Here is a 20,987-nt window from a genome sequence, read left to right as displayed (position 1 = left end):
GCAGGGCATCATCGACCCCGCCAAGGTGACCCGCTCGGCGCTGCAGAACGCCGCGTCGATCGCCGGCCTCTTCCTCACGACCGAGGCCGTCGTCGCCGACAAGCCCGAGAAGGCCGCTGCCCCCGCCGGTGGCGACCCGACCGGTGGCATGGACTTCTGATCCAGCCTCGCTCAGTCGAAAGACACCACGGATGCCCCGGCCCATTGGGTCGGGGCATCCGCCGTTTCTCGGCGCCTCCGGCGCCGGGCCAGGGCTCGGGCGTCAGCGGAACAGGTTGACGGTCGCCTGCTCGGCGTCGGCGTACTGCTGCGCGGCGACGCCGAGCGCGCCGTTGATCCCCGAAAGACTCTCCTCGACCTGGCGCTGCGTCGCGCGCCACTCGTCGATGACGGTCTGGAACGCGGCGGCCGCGCCGCCCGTCCACGTGGACTGCAGCTGCGTGAGCTGCGACATCATCGCCTGGGTCTCACCCTGGAGACGGTCGATCGTTCCGCGCACCGCGGCGGTGGCGGAGAGGACGGCGTCGCTGTCGACGGAGAACACGGCCATGGGGGCTCCTCGCTCGTTGGGGGAAGGTCGACAGCAACCGTAGGAGCGGGGGTGGGGCATCCGTCTCGCATTCTCAGGCGCGGTGGACAGCACTGCGTCGCGGCGAGGTGGGGAGGAGCGGTCAGCCTTCGTCTTCGGGCAGGCGCTCGAGCGGCTGCGTCTGGATGTGCAGGTGCTCCGCCGCCTCCCGCTCGGGCGCGAGCGGGAACCCGACGCGGAACGTCGCGCCGCCGCCCGGGGTGTCGAGCACGCGCACGGAGCCGTGCAGGGCCTCCACGATCGACGCGACGATCGACAGACCCAGACCGCTGCCGCCGGTCTCGCGCGTGCGGGAGGTGTCGGCGCGCCAGAACCGCTGGAAGATCTTCTCCTTGATCTGGTCCGGCACGCCTTCGCCGTGGTCGATGACCTCGATCCAGCCCTCGGCGCTCTCAGGGTCGACGCCGACGCGGAGCTCGATGGGGGAGTCGTCGGCGGTGAACCGGCGTGCGTTGCCGAGGAGGTTCGCCACGACCTGGCGGATGCGGTTCTCGTCGCCGAGCACGACGGGCGCGATGCCCCCGCTGTGCGCCGGTGCGTGCGGGAAGTCGAGCTGAGGCACGGGCGGCACGGCGGCGCCTTCCGAGCGGGGCGCAGGAACCGGCTTCGGCTTTCGCCGCAAGAGCGACAGCGTCGCGCCGGCACGAGCGATGGCAGACGTCGTGGGGCCGCGTCGTGCGGCCGGCTCGTCGGGCCGGTCCTGCACGGGCGCAGACGTCGTGGGCTCTGCCGGCGACTCGCCGTCGAGCACCGTGACGACCCGCAGCGGAGACGCCGCCCGCACGTCGAGCGCGGCGTCGCGCGCGACCGTGCGGAGATCGACCGGTCCGATCACCACGTCGCGTCGCTCGTCGAGGCGTGCGAGCGCCAGCAGGTCCTCCACGAGGAGACCCATGCGGATGGCCTCCTTCTCGATGCGGTCCATGGCCTGGGCGGTGTCCTCGTCGCCCGCGATGGCGCCCATGCGGTAGAGCTCCGCATAACCGCGCACCGTCACGAGCGGCGTGCGCAGCTCGTGACTCGCGTCGCCGATGAACCGCCGCATCTGCTCGACCGTCGCATCGCGATGCTCGATCGCGGCGTCGACCTTGTCGAGCATCGCGTTGATCGCGGTCTTCAGCCGGCCGACCTCGGTCGTGGTGGGCTCGATGTCGGTCATGCGCTGGCTGAAGTCGCCGTGCGCGATCGACATAGCCGTCGTCTCGACCTCGCCCAGACTTCGGAAGGTGAGCGTCACGAGCCAGCGCGTGAGGAACGCGCTCGCGACGAGGATGATGAGCGCGAGGATGCTGTAGATGCCGGTGAACGCGGCGACCGTGCTGTTGATCGACGCCGTCGGCAGGGCGACGAGCTGCGTGAACAGGCTCCCGACGCCCTCGATCGGGTAGGTGTCGACGCTCGCGTGGAAGGGCGCCCCGCCCTCCTCGGCTTCGACCGCGAACGGTGCCAGCCCCTGCCGTGCCGCCCACTCCAGCGTGACGGGTTCGGGAAGAACCGGGGTCTGCCGGCCGTCGCCGCCGGCCTCGGCCCGCAGCGTCCCCTCGCTGTCGTAGATCGCGACGACGTACTGCGTGGTGGGGGCATCCGGTTTCGGTCGGAACCGCACCTCACCGCCGTCCACCTCGATGTCGATCAGGCCGCTCGCGACGTCGGTCGGCGCGAGCGACTCGAGCTGCTGGTTGAGGCTCGCCAGCAGCGCTTCGCGCAGGAACCCCTGCGTGCCGACGCCGGCGGCGAAGAGGCCGATCGCCAGGAGCGCGACGGTGACCCCGGTGACCTTCGCGCGCAAGCTGGTGCCGCGCCAGCCCCGAGTGATCGCGTCGGTCTTGTCCGCCAGGTCAGTCCCTTTCGTCGCTCACGCGGATTTGCCCGCCTTGAGCATGTAGCCGAAGCCTCGCTTGGTCTGGATGAGGGGCTCACTCGAGTGCGGATCGATCTTGCGACGCAGGTACGAGATGTAGCTCTCGACGATGCCCGCGTCGCCGTTGAAGTCGTACTCCCACACGTGGTCGAGGATCTGCGCCTTCGACAGCACGCGGTTGGGGTTGAGCATGAGGTAGCGCAGCAGCTTGAACTCGGTCGGGCTCAGGTCGATCGACGTGTCGCCGACCTTCACGTCGTGCGTGTCCTGGTCCATCGTGAGCTCGCCGGCGCGGATCACGGAGTCCTCGTCGGCCTGCATCGTGCGGCGCAGGATCGCCTGGATGCGTGCGACGATCTCGTCGAGGCTGAAGGGCTTCGTGACGTAGTCGTCGCCGCCGGCGTTGAGGCCGGTGATCTTGTCTTCGGTCTCGTCTTTCGCGGTGAGGAACAGGATGGGGGCGGTGTAGCCGGCCCCGCGCAGGCGCTTGGTCACGCTGAATCCGTTCATGTCGGGGAGCATGACGTCGAGGATGATCAGGTCGGGCTCCTCTTCGAGGACCGCCGAGATCGTCTGCGCGCCGTTGGACACCGCGCGCACCTGGTAGCCCGCGAAGCGCAGGCTCGTGATGAGGAGATCGCGGATGTTGGGCTCATCGTCGACGACGAGGATGCGAGGTGCGCTCATAGGCCCATTATTGCCACGGATTCCGGCCCCTGTCTGGAAATCGCTCGCGGGCCGTCAGCGCAGCACGACGCAGCACCGCCCGGCGCTCGGTGCGAGCACCGGCGTGCGGGTCGCTTCGGTCGCCTCGACGACGCCCTCGAGGAGGGCGAGGTTCGCCGTGCAGACGAGCTTCGTGTGCGCCGCGGCGAGCGCGTGGAACGGGCAGTTCTCGAGCAGCACGGCGCCTTCCGCATCCTCCGCGGGGGCGTACCCGCACGCGGCGAGCGCCTGATCCAGACCGCCCGCCGCCGTGCCGATCGCGGCTCCGGTGTCGTGCGCCTGGGCGCGCAGCGCTTCGCGCACCGGCATCCGCTCGTTCTCAGCCTTCTCGATCGCCGACGCGAGGAGTTCGCCCGCGAGCTCGTAATGGCGTTCGGGAACGCTGCCGATGACATCGGCGGATGCCGCGGCATAGAGCTTCGCGGGGCGCCCCGCACCCGGGCCCGACCTGCCCGACAGCCGGCGGTACTCCACGCGCAGGAGCCCCGCCTCGGCGAGACGGTCGAGGTGGAACGCGGCGGTGGACCGGGGAATGCCGACGGCGGCCGCCGCCTCGTCGCGGCCGACCGGCCCCTCGGCCGCGGCGACGGCACGGTAGAGGTCGCGGCGCAGTGGGTCGCCGAGGGCTGCGATCGCGGTCACGCGGTTCGGCGCGAGCGGGTCCATGCGTCGAGTCTAACTCTAAAAACATGAACCTTGACAAAACAATCGTGAAGATCTACTGTCGGCCACAGGGGCGAGGAGGTCGAGATGTCATCATCCGGCGCGCTGCGGCTCCACCCGGTCGACGCCGCGGTCGCCGTCGACAGAGATCGGGCGGAGGCTGCCGTCGCGGAGCTGCTCGAGGCGCTCGGCCGCGACGTGAGCGGCGAGCACCTGGCCGACACCCCGCGGCGCGTCGTCGACGGACTCCTCGAGCTCATCACGCCGCGCGAGTTCACGGCGACGACGTTCCCGAACGAAGACGGGTACGACGACCTCGTGCTCGTGCGCGACATCCCCTTCACGTCCGTGTGCGAGCACCACCTCCTTCCCTTCCGGGGAGTGGCCCACGTCGGCTACGTTCCGGGACCGCGGCTCGTCGGGCTCTCGAAGCTCGCCCGCATCGTGGAGTGGTACGCGCACGACCTCCAGGTGCAGGAGCGCCTCACGGTGCGGATCGCCGACCACCTGGAGCGTCAGCTGGAGCCTGCGGGTGTCGGCGTCGTGATGAGCGCGGAGCACCTGTGCATGTCGGTCCGCGGCGTGCACGCCGTAGGCTCCCGCACAGAGACGCACGTGTTCCGCGGCGCCGTGGCTGCCGACGACCGACTGCGGCGCCGGTTCGAGGCATCCGGTTCATGATCGACTCGCGGGAGGCATTGCCATGACCCACATCGTCATCGTCGGAGGGGGCATCGCGGCCGGAACCGCCGCGGCCACCCTGCGCAAGGAGGGGTTCGACGGCGACGTCACCGTCATCACCGACGAACCCCACACCCCGTACCAGCGCCCGCCGCTGTCGAAGGGCTATCTGCAGGGCAAGGAGGGGACGGATGCCGTCCTCCTGCACCCGGCGGAGTGGTGGGACGAGCGGCGCATCGAGGTGCGCACATCGACGTCGGTCACGACCCTCGACCCCGGCGAGCACCGCGTGGGGCTCGCCGACGGCTCATCGCTCGCGTATGACTCGGTGCTGCTCGCGACCGGCGCGTCGCCGCGACGGCTGCCCATCGAGGGCGCGGATCTGACCGGTGTGCACATGCTGCGCCGGCTCGACGACTCCGACGCGCTGCGCGCCGAGCTCGAGGACGGCGGACGCCGACTCGTGCTCATCGGGTCGGGGTGGATCGGCATGGAGGTCGCCGCGTCCGCGCGCACGCTCGGCAACGAGGTCACGGTGCTCGAGCGGGACGCCGTGCCTCTTGCGCTCGCTGTCGGGGAGCAGATGGGCGGAGTCTTCCGTCGCCTGCATGAGGAGCACGGGGTCGAGCTGCGCACGTCGGTGAACGTCGAGCGCATCGTCGGCTCCGATCGCGCCGAGGGGGTGGTCGTCGACGGCGAGACCGTGCCCGCCGACGTCGTGCTCATCGGCGTCGGGGCGGTGCCCAACACTCAGCTCGCCGAGTCGGCCGGCATCGAGGTGAGCAACGGGATACTCACGGATGCCGCGCTGCGCACGAGCGCCCCGGATGTCTACGCCGCGGGCGATGTCGCGAACGCGTATCACCCGGTCATCCAGCGGCACCTGCGCAGCGAGCACTGGGAGAACGCCCGCAAGGCGGGCCCGGTCGCCGCGAAGAACATGCTCGGCCAGGATGCCGCGCACGACTCGATCCCGTACTTCTACACGGATCAGTTCGACCTCGGCATGGAGCTGTCGGGCTACCCGCTGCTCATGTCGAGCGCGGACCTGGTGATCCGAGGCGATCTCGACACGCGCGAGTTCATCGTGTTCTGGGTCGACCACGGGCGCGTCGTCGGCGGCATGAACGTCAACGTGTGGGAGGTGAACAAGGCCGTCCAGAAGCTCATCCGGTCGGGCGAGCGCGTCGACCTCGATGCCCTCGCCGATCCGGACACGCCTCTCGAGAGCCTCGTTCCGTGACCGCAGCGCCCTCCGTGACCGAGGCGCCGTACGCGCTCGACATGCGAGGCACGACGCTCGACCTCACGCGGCACGTCGCCGTGATGGCGATCGTGAACCGCACGCCGGACTCGTTCTACGACCGCGGGGCGACGTTCGCGCTCGACGCCGCGATCGCAGCGGGCGTCGCCGCCGCCGAGGAGGGCGCCGACATCGTCGACGTCGGCGGCGTCAAGTTCGCACCCGGCCCGCCGCTGCCGATCGAGCACGAGATCGAGCGTGTCGTGCCCGTCGTGCGCGCGCTCGCACCGGTGGTGGCGGTGAGCGTAGACACGTTCCACCCCGAGGTCGCACGTGCGGCGATCGACGCCGGTGCGAGCATCGTGAACGACACGACCGGTCTGCGCGACCCGGCGATGGCCGACGTGATCGCCGAAGGCGAAGCGGGCGTCGTGATCGCCCACAGCCTCGCGGCGCCGCGGATGCCGCATCCGAACCCGCATTACGACGATGTCGTCGCCGAAGTCGCCGCGTTCCTGACCGACCGCCGCGATCGAGCCTTGGGATGCGGCATCCCGCCCGAGCGGATCATCCTCGACCCCGGGCACGACCTCAACAAGAACACGCTCCACTCGCTCGAGCTCACGCGGCGCCTTCGCGAGTTCGCCGCCCTCGGCTCGCCCCTGCTGATCGCGCTGTCGAACAAGGACTTCGTGGGCGAGGCGCTCGGCAGCGATCGCGGGGACCGGCTCGCCGGCTCGCTCGCCGCCGCAGTGTACGGCGTGCTGCAGGGCGCGCGCATCGTGCGGGCGCACAACGTGCGCGAGACGCTCGACGCCGTGCGCATGGTCGAGGCGATCGCCGGATGGCGGGAGCCCGCGTTCCTGCGCCACAACATGCCCACCGAGGAGGTCGCATGACGCCGACCAGGGACGAGCTCTTCGCACTCTACGCGCTGCCCGATCGCAGCACGCGCCGCGTGCGAATGAACTTCATCGAGAGCGCGGACGGCGCTGTCACGCTCGGCGGGAGCAGCGGCGCGCTCGGCGGCGAGACGGACCGCGCGGTGATGCGCGTGCTGCGCACGATGTCGGACGTCGTCATGGTGGGCGCCGGCACGGTGCGGGCCGAGGGCTACGGCGGCGTGCGGATGGACGAACCGGATGCCGCGTGGCGCCGCGCGCACGGACTGAGCGAGCACCCGCCGCTCGCGATCGTCAGCCACCGGCTCGACATCGAACCGGAGCATCCGTTCTTCGCGGAAGCCGTCGTGCGGCCGTTCGTCGTGACGCACCAGGACGCCCCGGATGACCGGCGGCGCGCGCTCGAGGAGGTCGCCGAGGTGCTCGTGCACGGCGCTTCGCGCGTGGATCTCGCGCTCGCGCTCGACGCGCTCGCGGAGCGCGGCATGACACAGGTGCTGTGCGAGGGCGGTCCGCACCTGTTCGGGTCGCTCCTCGGAGCGGGGCTCGTGGGCGAGCTGTGCGTCACGATCGCGCCGCGCATCGTCGGCGGTGTCGCGGGGCGCATCGACCGGGGTGCGCCCGAAGCCGACCGCCGCTTTCGGCTCGCGTCCTCGTTCGTCGACGACGAGGGATTCGTCTTCTTGCGCTACGCGGTGAAGTGAAACCGGCGCGCGGTCATCCGTCGAGGGTCAGTCGAGGCACGCGCGAACCGCCCGGTCGATCACGGGTCGGATCTCGGCATCCGGATCGACGGTTACTCGGTGCAGGACGATCCCTTCGGCGGCGGCCATGAGCGTGCGCACCGCCTCCTGCGGCGAGCGGGCGCCGATCCGTTCCAGGAGGACCGTCGTCCACTCGACGAAGACGCGCCGCTGCTCGAGAAGGGGTGCGAGGAGCTCGGCGTCGCCGGCGGCCTCCAGGAAGAGCGCGTACCGCGCGCGTGTGCGGGCGGCGAGTGGGCCGGTCTGCACCGTGATCATGCCGGCCATCGCATCGACGAGCTGCTCCGGCGTCTCCACCGTCGGGGCTTCGGTCGCAGCGAAGTCGGCGCGCTCGCTCTCGGCGAGCCACGCGACGACTCCCGCGACGAGGGCCTCGCGGCTGCGGAACCAGTTCGAGGTCGAGCCCTTGGGGAGGTCCGCCCTCTCGTCGACGCGGGCGTGCGTGAGGGCACGGATGCCGCTCTCGCCCACGAGGGCGACCGCGGCGTCCAGAGCGCGCGTGCGGGTTGTGGCCACGCCTTCACTGTAGGCGTCCCCGAGCTACTACGAAAGTAGTGACATCTTACTACGGAAGTAGTATTCTCCTCTCGTCGGCGCCGTCGGCGGCGACTGCGGGACCGGCGAAGGTGCGATCCCGCCCCTGAGAGGAGCACGGCGATGTCTCACACAGTCCAGTCCCAGACCATCGGCCTGCGGGTGTCACGCGAAGTGCCCGCCACACCCGACGAGGTGTTCACCGCGTACACGGATCCTGAAGCGCAGCGCGTGTGGCTGTCGCAGCTCGGTCCCGACGTGGGGCAAGTGCGCACGACGGTCGACCTTCGCATCGGGGGAGTGTGGGAGGCGACCTTCTTCGCGAACCCGTCCGTCCTCGTCCACGACGTGTTCACGTTCCTCGAGGTGGATCGGCCTCGCCGGCTCGTGACCGGCCACGTCGGCGAGTCCACGGTGGACGGGCGGGCGCAGCCGCCGATCCGGACGCACATCGAGGTGACGTTCGCGCCGACCGATGCCGGCACGCTGATCACCGTCGACCACACCGGATTCGCCGACACGCAGACGCGGGACTTCTTCGAGAACGTCGCGTGGCCCGGCGGACTGGATCGTCTCGCGGCCTACGTGGCGGAGAGGCGCTGAGCGGCACCGCCCGAGGTGGAGATGAAGCTGTTCGTCCTGCCGGTCTTCGGCGCCCTTGTGGCGTGCACCCTCGAGACGGTGCGCTGAGGATCAGGCGGCAGCCAGCGCGTCGGCGTCGAGGATCGTGTAGCTGTAGCCCTGCTCGGCGAGGAACCGCTGCCGGTTCTGCGCGAAGTCCTGGTCGACGGTGTCGCGCGCGATGAGCGTGTAGAAGCTCGCGGTGTGGCCCGACTCCTTCGGACGCAGCAGGCGACCGAGCCGCTGCGCCTCCTCCTGACGCGAGCCGAACGACCCGGAGACCTGGATCGCGACGGATGCCTCGGGCAGGTCGATCGAGAAGTTCGCGACCTTCGACACGATGAGCAGCGAGATCTCGCCCTCGCGGAACGCCTGGTAGAGCTGCTCGCGCTCGTCGACCGGCGTCGCGCCGGTGATCTTCGGTGCGTCGAGCGCCTCGGCGAGGATGTCGATCTGGTCGAGGTACTGACCGATCACCAGGATGCGCTCGCCCTCGTGGCGCTCGACGAGCCGGCGCACGACGCCGATCTTCGCCTCGGCGGTCGCCGCGAGCCGGTAGCGCTCGTCGTCCGGGGCGGCGGCGTACTCGAGGCGGTCGCCTGCGGGGAGGTCGACGCGCACCTCGTAGCAGACGGCGGGAGAGATGAACCCCTGCGCCTCGATCTCCTTCCACGGTGCGTCGAAGCGCTTCGGCCCGATGAGGCTGAAGACGTCGCCCTCGCGGCCGTCTTCGCGCACGAGCGTTGCGGTCAGGCCCAGGCGGCGGCGCGCCTGCAGGTCGGCGGTGAGCTTGAAGACGGGCGCCGGCAGCAGGTGGACCTCGTCGTACACGATGAGGCCCCAGTCGAGCGCGTCGAGCAGCGCGAGGTGCGCGTACTCGCCCTTCCGCTTCGCGGTGAGGATCTGGTACGTCGCGATCGTGACCGGCTTGATCTCCTTCACCTGGCCGGAGTACTCGCCGATCTCCTCGGGTGTGAGCGTCGTGCGCTTGAGCAGTTCGTCGCGCCACTGGCGCGCGCTCACGGTGTTGGTCACGAGGATGAGCGTCGTCGTCTTCGTCTCGGCCATCGCCCCGGCGCCCACGAGCGTCTTGCCCGCGCCACAGGGGAGGACGACAACGCCCGACCCGCCCTGCGTGAACGTCTCGACGGCCTGCCGCTGGTAGGGACGCAGGTGCCAGCCGTTCTCGGCGAGATCGATCGGATGCGGCGTGCCCGGCGTGTAGCCCGCGAGGTCTTCCGCCGGCCAGCCGATCTTGAGCAGCTCCTGCTTGATGTGGCCGCGCGCCCACGCGTCGACGACGTAGACGTCGGGGGAGGGGTGCGCGATGAGCAGTGGTTGGATGCGCTTGTTCTTGGCGACCTCGGCGAGCACTGCGGCATCCGTCGATCTCAGGATCAGCGCGTCGTCGCCGTGCCCCTCGACGGCAGCCCGCTCGATCACGAGGCGGCCGTACCGCCCAACGGTCTCGCGGATGTCGATCGCGACCGACGGAGGCACGGGGAACCGCGTCCACCGGTCGAGCGTTGCGAGCATGTCGTCGGCGTCATGACCGGCCGCGCGCGCGTTCCACAGTCCCAGCCGCGTGATGCGGTACGTGTGGATGTGCTCGGGCGCGCGCTCCAGCTCGGCGAAGATCGCGAGCTCGTGGCGCGCGCTCTCGGCATCGGGGTGGGCGACTTCGAGGAGCACGGTCCGGTCGCTCTGCACGATGAGGGGGCCGTCAGCCATAACGAGCCATTCTACCCGCGTGCCCGTCGCCGGGCCTCGCGGGGCCGGGTCTCGTGTCAGCCGCGGCTCACGCTGACGATGCTCGACACCGGCAGAGTTCGCTCGATGTCGGCGCCGCGGTCGCGCCCGCGCAGGCGACCGCCGCCCAGACCGGACGCCTCGAGCGTGAACGTGCGCTCGCCGCCGTCGGGCATGCGCACCACCACGACCACCGTCGCGCGCGCCCGCACGGCGAGCTCGAGCTCGCGCGCGAGCCACGCCGACTCGGAGTCGGCCGAGCTGCCCGCACGCAACGTCGCGATGAGCCCCGCGTACACGGTCTCGGGGGCTGTCTCGACGGTGCGCGGACCCGAGGCGTGGCGGTGCATCGACTCGGCCTCGCCGTCGTCGCCGATAGCGACGACGGGATACCGCGCGTCCGCGAGCGCCCAGTACACGGCATCGCGCGACACCCGCGACACGAGGCCGCCGCCGTCGGCGATGAGCCCGAGCGGACGCAGCGCCTGGTCGATCTCGATGGCGTCGAGGATCGAGGCATCCGTCGAGGTCACACGTGTGCCGCCGGATGCCGCGTCCTCCGCCACTCGCACGAGACCGTGGCGCGCCGCCGTGCTCTCGATGAGGTACTCGAGCGGCTGCGGGATGCCCGTGAGCGAGATGCCGGCGAGGAACTCGCGGATCGATTCGGCCGACTCGCCCTCGGTCATGCCGGCGCCGATCGAGTCGGCGCTGAAGCGGTAGCTCGACGCCTGCGCGCGCGACTCGCGCTTCGCGATGCGCCGCAGGCGCAGGTCGAGGCGCGGGGCGAGGGGTCCTGGCGCGATCGCGGTGAGGTCGGCCTGCAGGTAGATGCGGTCGATCTCGGCCGGCAGGAGGGACTCGAGGCCGGATGCGTCCACCCGCCCGTCCTCGCGCAGCTCACGGGTCCACGCGGGCTCGGCCCCCGACGGCGTCAGCAGTCCGAACCGCACCATCACGCGGCGCAGGCTCGCGGCGCGGTCGGGCCACGCGGGGTCGAGGGGGAACGCCCCGGGCCACGACGAGATCGGTGACACGCCGCCCGAGTCCGTGCGGAGGGCGCGAGGGAGGGAATCGCGGATGCCTCGCACCAGCGTCGCCCACCGTTCCGGAGTGCTCGCCTCGAGCCAGGCCTCTCCCGCCTCGCTCACGACCCAGTCGCGTCCGTCGGCGCGCAGCAGTCCCGCCGCGGCGGCCGCCGTCACGAGATCGTCCAGCTCGTCGGCGTCGAGCACCGCTCCGGCGTCGATGAGCCTGCGTCGGTCGACCGCGCTGACGCTCCCGCTGCCCGTGCGGCTCAGCGCGATCGCGGAGCTCGCCAGGAGCACATCGGCGAGTGCCCCGAGGTTCGTGAACGCGCGCTCTGCGGCGGCTGCGGCATCCGACTCGCCCGCCTCCGGCGCCTCGGGCGCCGCTTCGGGCTCGAACGCCGTCGCGTCGTCGGCGGCCGCCGCGTCGAGCCGCTCGCGCACCGCGGCGAACGGCGCGCCCGTCTCGTCGACGAGCGCCAGGCGCTGCGCGTCGTCGCCCGTCGTGCGGCCGTCGCGGAGCTCGCGCAACGTCGCGCGGGGAAGCCGCATGAGGGCGCGGTCGACGGATGCCGGGTCGAGCAGTGCGGCCGCCGCGTCGAAGAAGCCCTGCCACGAGGCCGACGGCGAGACGCCCCGCGCCGCGAGCGTGCCGGCGAGCCCGGCGTCGTCGAGGGACGCCAGCCGGGTCGCGAGCGCACGCTCGTCGGAGAGCACTCAGCCTCCTCGGTTGGCGCGCGCCCTCCGCACGAAGCTCATGATGAGCACGGTCAGAAGAAGGAGGAACGCGAGGATCGGGGCGATGTAGACGACGATGCCGACCACGGGCCACACGCCGGTGGAGAAGTCGGCGTTCGCCGCCGACCCGAGCATGATCGCGAAGAAGCACACGATCGACAGCACCAGCAGGCCGAGCGACATGTAGGAGAGGATGCGGTCGATGCGTCGGATCGGAACGTCCTCGCGGGGGGAGGGTGTGCTCATCCGCATAAGACTATCGCGGCGCCGGATCACCTCACACGCGCGGGCGACGCGCGTGGAAAGCATCTAGGCTTGTGGTCGGGATCGGAAGGTCCCATGTCCGTCATGCCCGCGCGCCGCGCGGTCCCCCCAAGCGAGGTTCCCATGCCCACCGGCAAGGTCAGGTTCTACGACGACGAGAAGGGGTTCGGCTTCATCGCGAGCGACGACGGCCAGGACGTCTTCCTGCACGCGACCGCCCTGCCCGCCGGCGCCTCGCCCAAGGCCGGCCAGCGCGTCGAATTCGGCGTCGCCGAGGGCAAGCGCGGCCCGCAGGCCCTGTCGGTGCGCTTCCTCGAGGCACCTGTGAGCCTCGCGAAGCGCTCACGCAAGCCGGCCGACGACATGGCGATCATCGTGGAGGACCTCGTCAAGCTGCTCGACGGCATCGGCGCCGACCTGCGCCGCGGGCGCTACCCCAGCGGTTCGCATTCGCGCAAGGTCGCCGCCGTGCTGCGCAAGGTCGCGGATGAGCTGGACGCCTGAGCCGATGGACGAATCGCTCGCCCGTGAGCTCGCGCTCGCCGCGCTGCGCGAGGTGACGCCCGAGTCGACGATCGGCGAGCCGGCCGGGTCCGACGTGTCGGAGGACGGCGTCGTGTCGCTGCGCTTCGAGAACCGCCTCGCGGGCTACCCGGGGTGGTTCTGGACCGTGAGCCTCGCCCAGGTCGACGATGCACCCCCGACCGTTCTGGAGGTCGAGCTGCTTCCGGGCGACGACGCTCTCCTCGCACCCGAGTGGGTGCCGTGGGCCGTGCGCCTCGCCGAGTACCAGGCGGCGCAGGCGGCGCAGGCCGAGGCATCCGGAGACGACGAATCGGATGCCGAGCTCGACGCCGTCCTCGTCGACGTCGAAGACCTCGACGCGGAGGACTTCGACACCGACGGATCGCCGATCCTGCACGCGGGCGACGTCGACGGCGTCGACATCGACGAGCTCGCGGACGGGCCGGAGGACGAGGACGATGCGGTCGAGGATGAGGCCGACGACGAGCTGGACGACGCCGACGACGCGGACGAGTCCGACGATGAGACGGAAGACGCGGACGAGTCCGACGACGAGACGGACGACGCCGACGAGGCCTAGAGCCGCTCGAGCGTGTAGTCGATGCAGCGGATGAGCTGACGCACGTCGTCGGGCTCGATCGACACGAACGTCGCGATGCGCAGCTGGTTGCGCCCGAGCTTGCGGTAGGGCTCGGTGTCGACGATGCCGTTCGCGCGCAGGCTCTTGGCGATCGCGGCGGCGTCGACCGACTCGTCGAAGTCGATCGTCACGACCACGGGGGAGCGGTCGGCGGGGTCGGCGACGAACGGAGTGGCGACGGCGGATGCCGTGGCCCACTCGTACAGCGCGTCCGACGACTCGCGCGTGCGGGCATCCGCCCACTGCAGTCCGCCGTTCTCGTTGATCCAGTTCACCTGCTGTTCGAGGAGGAACAGCGTCGCGACGGCGGGAGTGTTGAGCGTCTGGTTGAGGCGCGAGTTGTCGAGCGCGTTCTTGAGGCTCAGGAAATCGGGGATGTAGCGGTCGGATGCGGCGATGCGCTCGATGCGCTCGATCGCGGCGGGCGAGACGAGCGCGAACCACAGGCCGCCGTCCGAGCCGAGGTTCTTCTGCGGCGCGAAGTAGTAGACGTCGGCCTCCGTCGCGACGAAGTCGATGCCGCCGGCCGCGCTCGTCGCGTCGATGACGGTGAGCGCGCCGTCGTCGCCGTGCACGCGCTCGACAGGGGCCGAGACGCCGGTCGACGTCTCGTTGTGCGGCCACGCGTAAACGTCGACGCCTTCGACCGGCTCGGGCACCGCGCGCGTGCCGGGCTCCGCTTTGCGGACGTCGGGCGCCTCCAGCCACGGGGCCTTCGCAGCGGCGGCGAACTTGCCGCCGAACTCGCCGAACACGAGGTTCTGGCTGCGGCGCTCGATGAGCCCGAACGCCGCTGCGTCCCAGAACGCGGTCGAGCCGCCGTTGCCGAGGATGACCTCGTAACCCTCCGGGGCATGGAAGAGGTCGCTCAACCCGGCGCGCACGCGCCCCACGAGATCCTTCACGCCGGGCTGGCGGTGCGACGTCCCCAGGAGGGTCGCTCCGGCCGTCACGAGCGCCTCGAGCTGCGCGCCGCGGATCTTCGACGGTCCGCAGCCGAAACGGCCGTCGGCGGGCAGCAGTTCACGAGGGAGCTCGATGTGGGGCATGGGTCGATTCTAGGAGCGGCGGGGGAGGCGCCCCGCACGGCCGGGTGTCCCGCCGGTTGGATAGGCTGGGAAGGCCCCTTCCACACGGTGAGGACACCGCGATGACCGACCTGATCGACACCACCGAGATGTACCTGCGCACGATCCTCGAGCTCGAGGAGGAGAACATCGTGCCGTTGCGTGCGCGCATCTCCGAGCGCCTCGGCCACTCGGGGCCCACCGTGTCGCAGACGGTCGGCCGCATGGAGCGGGACGGCCTCGTCATCGTGTCGGGTGACCGCACCCTCGAGCTCACCGACGAGGGCCGACAGAAGGCGGTCGACGTGATGCGCAAGCACCGCCTTGCGGAGCGCCTCCTCTCCGACGTCATCGGCCTCGACTGGGCGTTCGTCCACGAAGAGGCGTGCCGGTGGGAGCACGTCATGAGCGAGCAGGTCGAGCGCCGTCTCGTCGAGCTCCTCGGTCACCCGACCGAGTCGCCCTACGGCAACCCGATCCCCGGCCTCGACCAGCTGGGCGACATCCCCGCCAAGCAATTCGAGCAGGGAGTCGTCGGGCTCGTGCGCCTGCTGAACGAGGTCGGTGGTCCCGTGCGGGGCACCGTGCGCCGCCTCGCCGAGCCCGCGCAGGTCGATCCCGAGCTGCTGCAGCAGCTCAAGGCGGCCGGCGTCGTGCCGGGCGCGACGGGCGAGTACCGCTTCAGCGAGGGGTACGTCCTCGTCGAGATGGACGGGTCCGACGAGGGCCTCGAACTGCCGGTCGAAGTCGCGTCGCACATCTTCCTCGTCGACGACCGGAACTGAGGGGCGTTCGACACACCCAGGAATCTGCCAGCGCGCCAGCGTGACAGATTCGTTACCTTCAGGTAGCCTCGAACAGTCCAATCGGCGAGAAGCCCGCCTCGGACCCCGCGTGGATTGCCTCATCGGCTCGTCGTCCACGCGGTGAAGCCCGCACCTCGTGCCCCGACACACAGTGCCGACGAGCCAGCGCTCCGGCGCGGAGGCGCCGGAGGACAGTTTGGCTGAAGAGACCATCTCGCCACCCGACGAGACCTTGACCCAGTCGACGGACCTGACCCGTCGCAACCGCAACAGACGACCCGTCGCTCCCCAGAAGCCCACGCGCACCGCGACGCGCCCGTCGGCCTCGAAGGCGCCGCGCAGCGCGGTCAAGCCTCTGCGAAGCCTTGCGACCCTCGCCGTCGTGGGCGGTCTCATCGCGACCGTCGCGCTCCCCGCCTACGGCGCGTGGCGTCCCGCTGAAGACGCCGTGACCCTCCAGCAGGTCGCCGCCGATGACGCGCAGTCCCTCGTCGTCGCGTCGAACGCGACCGGCGTCGAGCTCGCACGCGGCGGCTACGCCGCGACCACCGAGGAAGAGATCGCCAAGAAGAAGGCGCAGGAGGCGGCTGCCGCCCGCGCCCGCGCGATGCAGAGCCGCGTGGCATCCGTCCCGATCAACATCAGCATGGTCTCGCCCGGCAGCGGTGCCGTGCGCTGGCCGCTCCTCAACTTCACCAAGGGCCGCGGGCTCGGCGACTCCGGCTATCACCAGGGCGTCGACCTGCTCGCCGGCTGCGGCACGCCGATCTACGCGGCGGCCGCGGGCGTCGTCCGCGTCTCTCAGGAGAGCTTCGGCGGCTACGGCGTCGCGATCACGATCGACCACGTCATCAACGGCCAGAAGGCGTCCACGCTGTACGGCCACATGACCTACGGCAGCCGTCAGGTCGCCGCCGGCCAGTCGGTCGAGGCGGGTCAGCTGATCGGCCTCGTCGGAAGCACCGGAAGCTCGACCGCGTGCCACCTGCACTTCGAAGTGCGCATCAACGACGCGCTCGTCGACCCGTGGGCGTGGCTCCAGGCGAACGCCGGGTAGTTCACCGACACGCCATAATGCGTTCGCGTCGACTCGCCCTCGGGCGGGTCGACGTGCATTACCCTGAAACCCGACGCTGAGAGAAGCGGAGGGAGCCGATGGGCAGCACACCACGCATCCGAACCACGGATGCGCTCGGACGCCTCGTCCTCCGGCATTGCACGAGCGGATGCCACGGCCGCACCGTGGCGCCATAGCGCTGTCTGCCCGACAGCGCTTTTTTCATGCCCCTGCGCACCTCGAATCGTCGCAGTTCGAATACCGAGAAGCCGTCCCGGCCATTCGAGAGGATGATGATGCGCACTCTGGTGCTGAACGCGGGCTACGAGCCCCTGGCCATCGTGTCGTTCAAGCGAGCCCTCGTGCTCGTCATGAACGAGAAGGCCACGGTCGTCGAACACATCGACGACGAACCCGTCTGGAGTGCGAGCGGAGTCTATGAACGTCCCGCCGTCATCCTCCTGACCCGATACGTGCGCGTTCCCAGCGCGCGGCGCGTCCCGGTCACGCGCCGCGGAGTGCTGCGTCGCGACGCACACCACTGCGCGTACTGCGGGAAGGCGGCGTCGACGATCGACCACGTCGTGCCGCGCTCGCGCGGCGGCGAGGACTCGTGGGAGAACCTCGTCGCGTGCTGCCTGCGCTGCAACAACCTCAAGGGCGATCGCACGCCCGGCGAGATCGGGTGGGAGCTGCGGATCACACCCCGCCCGCCGCGCGGCACGCAGTGGACCGTGCGCGGCACGGATCGCACCGATCCGCGGTGGGAGCCGTATCTCGCGCTCGCGGCGTAGGCGCGGCATCCGTCTCGAGCATTTCTCGGCGAGTCGCCGCGAAGCGCAGCGTGAAGCCGCACTTCGTGGCGGATCGCCAGAAAGGGCACACGACGTCGTGGCCGTGATGGGATGGAGGGCGTGACCCGAGCTCTCATCGTGATCGACATGCAGCGCGGCTTCGACGACCTGGACTTCTGGGGGCCGACGACCAACCCCGACTGCGAGGCGAACGTCGCGTCTCTCGTCGCGGCGTGGCGAGCCGCGGATGAGCCGATCGTCGTGGTGCGCCATGACTCGCGGTCGGAGGGCTCGCCGCTGCATCCGTCGAATCCGGGCAATGCGCTGGTCGAGTCGGTCGCGGATGCCCCGGCGGCGGTGCTCGTGACCAAGCACGTCAACTCGGCGTTCTACGGTGATCCCGACCTGCACGCGTGGCTGCAGGAGCGGGGGATCGGCGAGCTCGTGGTGTGCGGGATCCAGACGAACATGTGCGTCGAGACGACGGCGCGCATGGGCGGGAACCTCGGCTACGGCGTGACGGTCGTGCTCGATGCCACGCGCACGTTCGACCTCTCGACCGAGATCGCGGGTCTCGGGGCGGTGACCCGCACGGCGGACGAGCTCATGGCGACGACGGCGCTCGACCTGCAGGCGGGTGGCTTCGCGCGGATCGCGACGACGGCGGATCTCACCGCCGTGTGATGCTCCTCGCCGGCTCGGACTCCGGCCTGCGGATGTCGTAGCTAGGAGTTATATTCGATCGCACGATAGGAAACATAGAACATCCGTTCTATCATCGGGGGATGAAGGCGATCGTGCGACACCAGGCGATGCCGTCGGCAGATGTGCATGAGCTGCGAGCGCGGCTCGAGCGCGTGCAGGGTCGGCGCATGGAGGCGCCGGTGCTGCCGACGCATCCGGTCCTCGCCGACCTGCTTCCCGGCGGGGGACTGCGGGCGGGGTCGATGTACTCGCTCGCCCCGTCGACGTCGCTGCTGCTCGCGCTGCTCGCACGCCCCACGCAAGAGGGCTCGTGGTGCGGAGTCGTGGGCATGCCCGAACTCGGGGCAGAGGCGGCAGAGCACCTGGGGGTGGATCTCTCCCGGCTCGTGCTCGTGCCCGATCCCGGGCCGCGGTGGGTCGCGGTCACCGCGACGATCGCCGAGGTGCTGCCCGTCGTCGCCGTGCGCCCTTCCGGCCGCATCGCCGACGGCGAGCTCTCGCGGCTGGCCGCGCGGCTGCGCGATCGCGGATCCGTGCTGCTCGTGCAGGGCGTCTGGCCGCAGGCCGAGGCGGCGCTGAGCGTGAGCGACGCGGAGTGGACGGGCGTGGGCGACGGTCACGGCTACCTCGCCGGTCGCACGCTCACCGTCACGGTGCACAGCAGGCGCTCGCCCGTGCCGCGTCGCGCGCGTCTGCAGCTGCCCGATATCGGCGGCCGCCTCGCACCCGTCGAGCACGGGAGGGTCGAACGCGCTCCCGTTCCCGTCGAGCTCGCACCGGATTTCGCCGACATTCCGGCGAGGGCGGTGAGCTGACGTGGCGGCGCGGCGTGTCGCATCGGATGCCGCACGCGGTGCGTCGACGGCACCCGTGCGCAGTCTCGTGCTGTGGTTCCCGGACTGGCCGGTGACCGCGCTTCTGCGGGAGGGCGTGCGCGACGATGCAGGCGTGCCGTTCCAGGCGTCGGCGCCCATCGCCGTGCTGCAGGGCAACGAGGTCGTCGCATGCTCGCGGGCGGCGCGCGACGCCGGCGTCCGCCGGGGGCAGCGGCGCCGCGACGCGCAGGCGCGCTGCCCATCCCTCGCGGTGGTCGCCGCCGACCCGGCTCGCGATCACCGCGCGTTCGCTCCGATCGTGGCGCGCGTCGAAGAGCATGCGCCCGGGGTGCAGCTCGTCCGGCCTGGGCTGTGCGCGCTGCGCGCGCGAGGACCGGCGAGGTACTACGGCGGAGAAGAGGCGGCCGCCCGCGTGCTGCTCGACGCCCTCGCCGAGATGGGGCTCCACGAGGTGACGGCGGGCGTCGCCGACGGGCCGTTCACCGCGCAGCAGGCCGCCCGCACGGCGCGCAGCGAGCGCGTGCGCGTGGTCCGACCCGGAGAGGCGGCAGCCTTCCTCGCCCCGCTCTCGGTCGCGACACTCGACGACGCGTCGGGCGGACTCGCGGCAGGCGACACCGGTGACGAGCTCGCGAGCCTGCTCGCGCGTCTGGGCGTCCACACGCTCGGCGACTTCGCGGCGCTCGAGGTCGACCGCGTGCGCGAACGGTTCGGCGAGCGCGGTGTGCGGCTCCACGCCCTCGCGGCGGGTGTCGACTCGAGTCCCGTCGAGCCGCGTGTCCCGCCGCCCGAGCTCGACCGCGAGGTCGCGTTCGAGCCGCCGCTCGAGATCGCCGAGCAGGTCGCTTTCGCGATGCGCGTGCCCGCCGAGGAGTTCATCGCGCGTCTCGGGGCGGTCGATCTGGTGTGCACCGAGTTGCGGGTCGAGCTCGTGGGCGATCGAGGTGAGCGCAGTGAGCGGGTGTGGCTGCATCCGGGTTCGTTCGATGCGTCGGCGGTCGTCGATCGCGTCCGCTGGCAGCTCGCCGAAGACGCCATGCCGCCACCCGGCGATGACGACGAGATCGCACCCGCCGACGGAGCGCTGCGCAGCGGGGTCGCCCTCGTACGGATCTCCCCCGAGGCGGTCGACGCGGCGTCGCACCACCGGGTGGCACTGTTCGGATCAGGGCCCGACGAGCGCGTGCACCACGCCCTGTCGCGCGTGCAGGCGATGCTCGGCCATCGCGGCGTGCTCACGCCCGCGGTCGGCGGTGGCCGGTGGCTCGCCGAGCGTCAGGTGCTCGTGCCGTGGGGCGACCGTGTCGTGCTCGACAAGGAGCGGTCCCGCCCGTGGCCGGGGAGCCTTCCTGCGCCGCTGCCGGCCACGGTGTTCCCCGAGCCGCGTCCGGCGCGCGTGACCGGCGAGGGCGGCGCGACGGTCGCCGTCGACGACCGTGGTGCGCTCACGACGCCCCCGACGATGCTCGTCGAGAGCGGGCGGCGGCGCGCGGTCGTGGCGTGGGCGGGACCATGGCCGGTCGTGGAGCGCGGGTGGGATCCCTCGCGCGTGCGGCGTGCGCACCGCTTCCAGCTCGTCGACGCCGACGGCGACGCGTGGCTGGTCGTGAACGAGCACGACGAGTGGGCGGTCGAGGCGAAGTATGACTAGGCGGTGCGGCTGATGGGCTTCGACAACCCTCCCATCCCGTGGTCCGAGATGGAGCGGCTGCTCAGCGACCGGCGCCGCCCGCGGCAGGTGCCGGCCGGAGCCGACGGCGGAGACAGCCCCGCCTGGTCGCACAAGCGCGCACCGTACGTGGCGCCGCCCATCGAGCGTCCGCCCGACGCGACGCCGTATGCCGAACTGCACGCGCACACGTCGTTCTCGTTCCTCGACGGCGCATCCTCGCCCGAGGAGCTCGCCGAAGAGGCCGAGCGGCTCGGGCTGCACGCGCTCGCGGTCACCGACCACGACGGGTTCTACGGCATCGTGCGGTTCGCCGAGGCCGCCGAGAAGCTCGAGCTCAAGACCGTGTTCGGCGCCGAGCTGTCGCTCGGGCACATGGACCGGTCGCCGAGCCCGGCGAGGGGCGGCGAACCCGACCCGGTCGGCACCCACTTGCTCGTGCTGGCGCGCGGCGAAGAGGGCTACCACCGGCTCGCGGCGGCGATCACGCACGCGCAGCTGCGCGGCGCCGCGAAGGGCCGCCCG

The 20,987-nt window shown here is 71.2% G+C and carries 23 protein-coding genes; 14 read left to right on the top strand and 9 right to left on the bottom strand.

The annotated features are described in order from the left end of the window. Positions 1-262: 262 nt before the first annotated feature. The 4 genes from VFF97_RS05960 to VFF97_RS05945 all read right to left on the bottom strand — a co-directional run bounded on the left by VFF97_RS05960 (position 263) and on the right by VFF97_RS05945 (position 3,842). Complete coding sequence (locus VFF97_RS05960; RefSeq protein WP_325032572.1) at positions 263-550, bottom strand: WXG100 family type VII secretion target; 288 nt, start codon at positions 548-550, stop codon at positions 263-265. A 121-nt stretch (positions 551-671) separates the two neighbouring features. Continuing rightward, positions 672-2,378: a HAMP domain-containing sensor histidine kinase gene (locus tag VFF97_RS05955; RefSeq protein WP_325032571.1), complete on the bottom strand. Its 1,707-nt coding sequence runs from the start codon at positions 2,376-2,378 to the stop codon at positions 672-674. Positions 2,379-2,444: 66 nt separating this feature from the next. After that, positions 2,445-3,137 carry a response regulator transcription factor gene (locus VFF97_RS05950; RefSeq protein ID WP_325032570.1) on the bottom strand — a complete coding sequence of 231 codons (693 nt, stop codon included), beginning with the start codon at positions 3,135-3,137 and terminating at the stop codon, positions 2,445-2,447. A 54-nt stretch (positions 3,138-3,191) separates the two neighbouring features. After that, positions 3,192-3,842, bottom strand: a complete 651-nt coding sequence (locus VFF97_RS05945) for a helix-turn-helix transcriptional regulator (RefSeq protein ID WP_325032569.1) — start codon at positions 3,840-3,842, stop codon at positions 3,192-3,194. Between the two features lie 84 nt (positions 3,843-3,926). Between VFF97_RS05945 and folE the strand changes: the two genes are divergently transcribed. Genes folE through VFF97_RS05925 form a run of 4 tightly spaced genes read left to right on the top strand, consistent with a single transcriptional unit; the run spans position 3,927 to position 7,369 of the window. Next, positions 3,927-4,520 carry a GTP cyclohydrolase I gene (gene folE, locus VFF97_RS05940; protein ID WP_325032568.1) on the top strand — a complete coding sequence of 198 codons (594 nt, stop codon included), beginning with the start codon at positions 3,927-3,929 and terminating at the stop codon, positions 4,518-4,520. Positions 4,521-4,542: 22 nt separating this feature from the next. Then, a complete protein-coding gene (locus VFF97_RS05935; RefSeq protein ID WP_325032567.1) occupies positions 4,543-5,763 on the top strand; it encodes an NAD(P)/FAD-dependent oxidoreductase in 1,221 nt (406 codons plus the stop codon). A gap of 41 nt (positions 5,764-5,804) precedes the next feature. Continuing rightward, a complete protein-coding gene (gene folP / locus VFF97_RS05930; protein ID WP_325032573.1) occupies positions 5,805-6,662 on the top strand; it encodes a dihydropteroate synthase in 858 nt (285 codons plus the stop codon). Further along, positions 6,659-7,369 (top strand): pyrimidine reductase family protein, encoded by a 711-nt coding sequence (locus VFF97_RS05925; RefSeq protein WP_325032566.1) that lies wholly within the window; start codon positions 6,659-6,661, stop codon positions 7,367-7,369. The genes folP and VFF97_RS05925 overlap by 4 nt, the downstream gene beginning before the upstream one ends. 27 nt (positions 7,370-7,396) lie before the next feature. On the opposite strand, the gene VFF97_RS05920 is transcribed toward VFF97_RS05925, so the two are convergent. After that, positions 7,397-7,945 carry a TetR family transcriptional regulator gene (locus tag VFF97_RS05920; protein ID WP_325032565.1) on the bottom strand — a complete coding sequence of 183 codons (549 nt, stop codon included), beginning with the start codon at positions 7,943-7,945 and terminating at the stop codon, positions 7,397-7,399. 141 nt (positions 7,946-8,086) lie between these two features. Between VFF97_RS05920 and VFF97_RS05915 the strand changes: the two genes are divergently transcribed. Next, positions 8,087-8,566 carry an SRPBCC domain-containing protein gene (locus VFF97_RS05915; protein ID WP_325032564.1) on the top strand — a complete coding sequence of 160 codons (480 nt, stop codon included), beginning with the start codon at positions 8,087-8,089 and terminating at the stop codon, positions 8,564-8,566. A gap of 90 nt (positions 8,567-8,656) precedes the next feature. Here the strand turns inward: VFF97_RS05915 and VFF97_RS05910 are convergent, their stop codons facing one another. The 3 genes from VFF97_RS05910 to VFF97_RS05900 are packed head-to-tail and all read right to left on the bottom strand — an operon-like array spanning position 8,657 to position 12,345. After that, positions 8,657-10,315 (bottom strand): DNA repair helicase XPB, encoded by a 1,659-nt coding sequence (locus VFF97_RS05910; RefSeq protein WP_325032563.1) that lies wholly within the window; start codon positions 10,313-10,315, stop codon positions 8,657-8,659. Positions 10,316-10,371: 56 nt separating this feature from the next. Further along, entirely contained in the window at positions 10,372-12,078 is a 1,707-nt protein-coding gene (locus tag VFF97_RS05905; protein WP_325032562.1) for a helicase-associated domain-containing protein, read from the bottom strand. Beyond that, positions 12,079-12,345 carry a multidrug ABC transporter ATPase gene (locus VFF97_RS05900; RefSeq protein WP_325032561.1) on the bottom strand — a complete coding sequence of 89 codons (267 nt, stop codon included), beginning with the start codon at positions 12,343-12,345 and terminating at the stop codon, positions 12,079-12,081. It abuts the gene before it with no gap. 141 nt (positions 12,346-12,486) lie between these two features. Between VFF97_RS05900 and VFF97_RS05895 the strand changes: the two genes are divergently transcribed. Beyond that, on the top strand, positions 12,487-12,867 hold the full coding sequence (locus VFF97_RS05895) for a cold shock domain-containing protein (RefSeq protein WP_325032560.1): 381 nt from the start codon (positions 12,487-12,489) through the stop codon (positions 12,865-12,867). After that, the gene (locus tag VFF97_RS05890; RefSeq protein ID WP_325032559.1) at positions 12,851-13,468 is read left to right on the top strand and encodes a DUF3027 domain-containing protein; all 618 of its coding nucleotides are present in this window, start codon (positions 12,851-12,853) and stop codon (positions 13,466-13,468) included. The genes VFF97_RS05895 and VFF97_RS05890 overlap by 17 nt, the downstream gene beginning before the upstream one ends. Here VFF97_RS05890 and serC read toward each other — a convergent pair. After that, complete coding sequence (serC, locus tag VFF97_RS05885; RefSeq protein ID WP_325032558.1) at positions 13,465-14,577, bottom strand: phosphoserine transaminase; 1,113 nt, start codon at positions 14,575-14,577, stop codon at positions 13,465-13,467. The genes VFF97_RS05890 and serC overlap by 4 nt on opposite strands. 101 nt (positions 14,578-14,678) lie before the next feature. On the opposite strand from serC, the gene VFF97_RS05880 reads away from it, so the two are divergent. The 7 genes from VFF97_RS05880 to VFF97_RS05850 form a co-directional block, all read left to right on the top strand. Continuing rightward, positions 14,679-15,380 (top strand): metal-dependent transcriptional regulator, encoded by a 702-nt coding sequence (locus VFF97_RS05880; protein WP_325032557.1) that lies wholly within the window; start codon positions 14,679-14,681, stop codon positions 15,378-15,380. 253 nt (positions 15,381-15,633) lie between these two features. After that, the gene (locus VFF97_RS05875; protein ID WP_325032556.1) at positions 15,634-16,458 is read left to right on the top strand and encodes a M23 family metallopeptidase; all 825 of its coding nucleotides are present in this window, start codon (positions 15,634-15,636) and stop codon (positions 16,456-16,458) included. A 296-nt stretch (positions 16,459-16,754) separates the two neighbouring features. Further along, the gene (locus VFF97_RS05870; protein ID WP_325032555.1) at positions 16,755-17,252 is read left to right on the top strand and encodes an HNH endonuclease; all 498 of its coding nucleotides are present in this window, start codon (positions 16,755-16,757) and stop codon (positions 17,250-17,252) included. Positions 17,253-17,372: 120 nt separating this feature from the next. Further along, positions 17,373-17,936, top strand: coding sequence for a cysteine hydrolase family protein (locus VFF97_RS05865; RefSeq protein WP_325032554.1), 564 nt, complete (start codon positions 17,373-17,375; stop codon positions 17,934-17,936). A gap of 101 nt (positions 17,937-18,037) precedes the next feature. Then, positions 18,038-18,772 carry a hypothetical protein gene (locus VFF97_RS05860; protein ID WP_325032553.1) on the top strand — a complete coding sequence of 245 codons (735 nt, stop codon included), beginning with the start codon at positions 18,038-18,040 and terminating at the stop codon, positions 18,770-18,772. Between the two features lies 1 nt (position 18,773). Next, on the top strand, positions 18,774-20,444 hold the full coding sequence (locus VFF97_RS05855; RefSeq protein ID WP_325032552.1) for a DNA polymerase Y family protein: 1,671 nt from the start codon (positions 18,774-18,776) through the stop codon (positions 20,442-20,444). A 12-nt stretch (positions 20,445-20,456) separates the two neighbouring features. After that, positions 20,457-20,987 (top strand): PHP domain-containing protein (locus VFF97_RS05850; protein WP_325032551.1); only part of this gene is annotated, 531 nt, incomplete at its 3' end.

Origin of the sequence: Microbacterium sp. (assembly GCF_035687345.1) — a bacterium.
Classification (GTDB): Bacteria; Actinomycetota; Actinomycetes; order Actinomycetales; family Microbacteriaceae; genus Microbacterium.
This window is presented reverse-complemented; position numbering and strand designations above follow the sequence as displayed.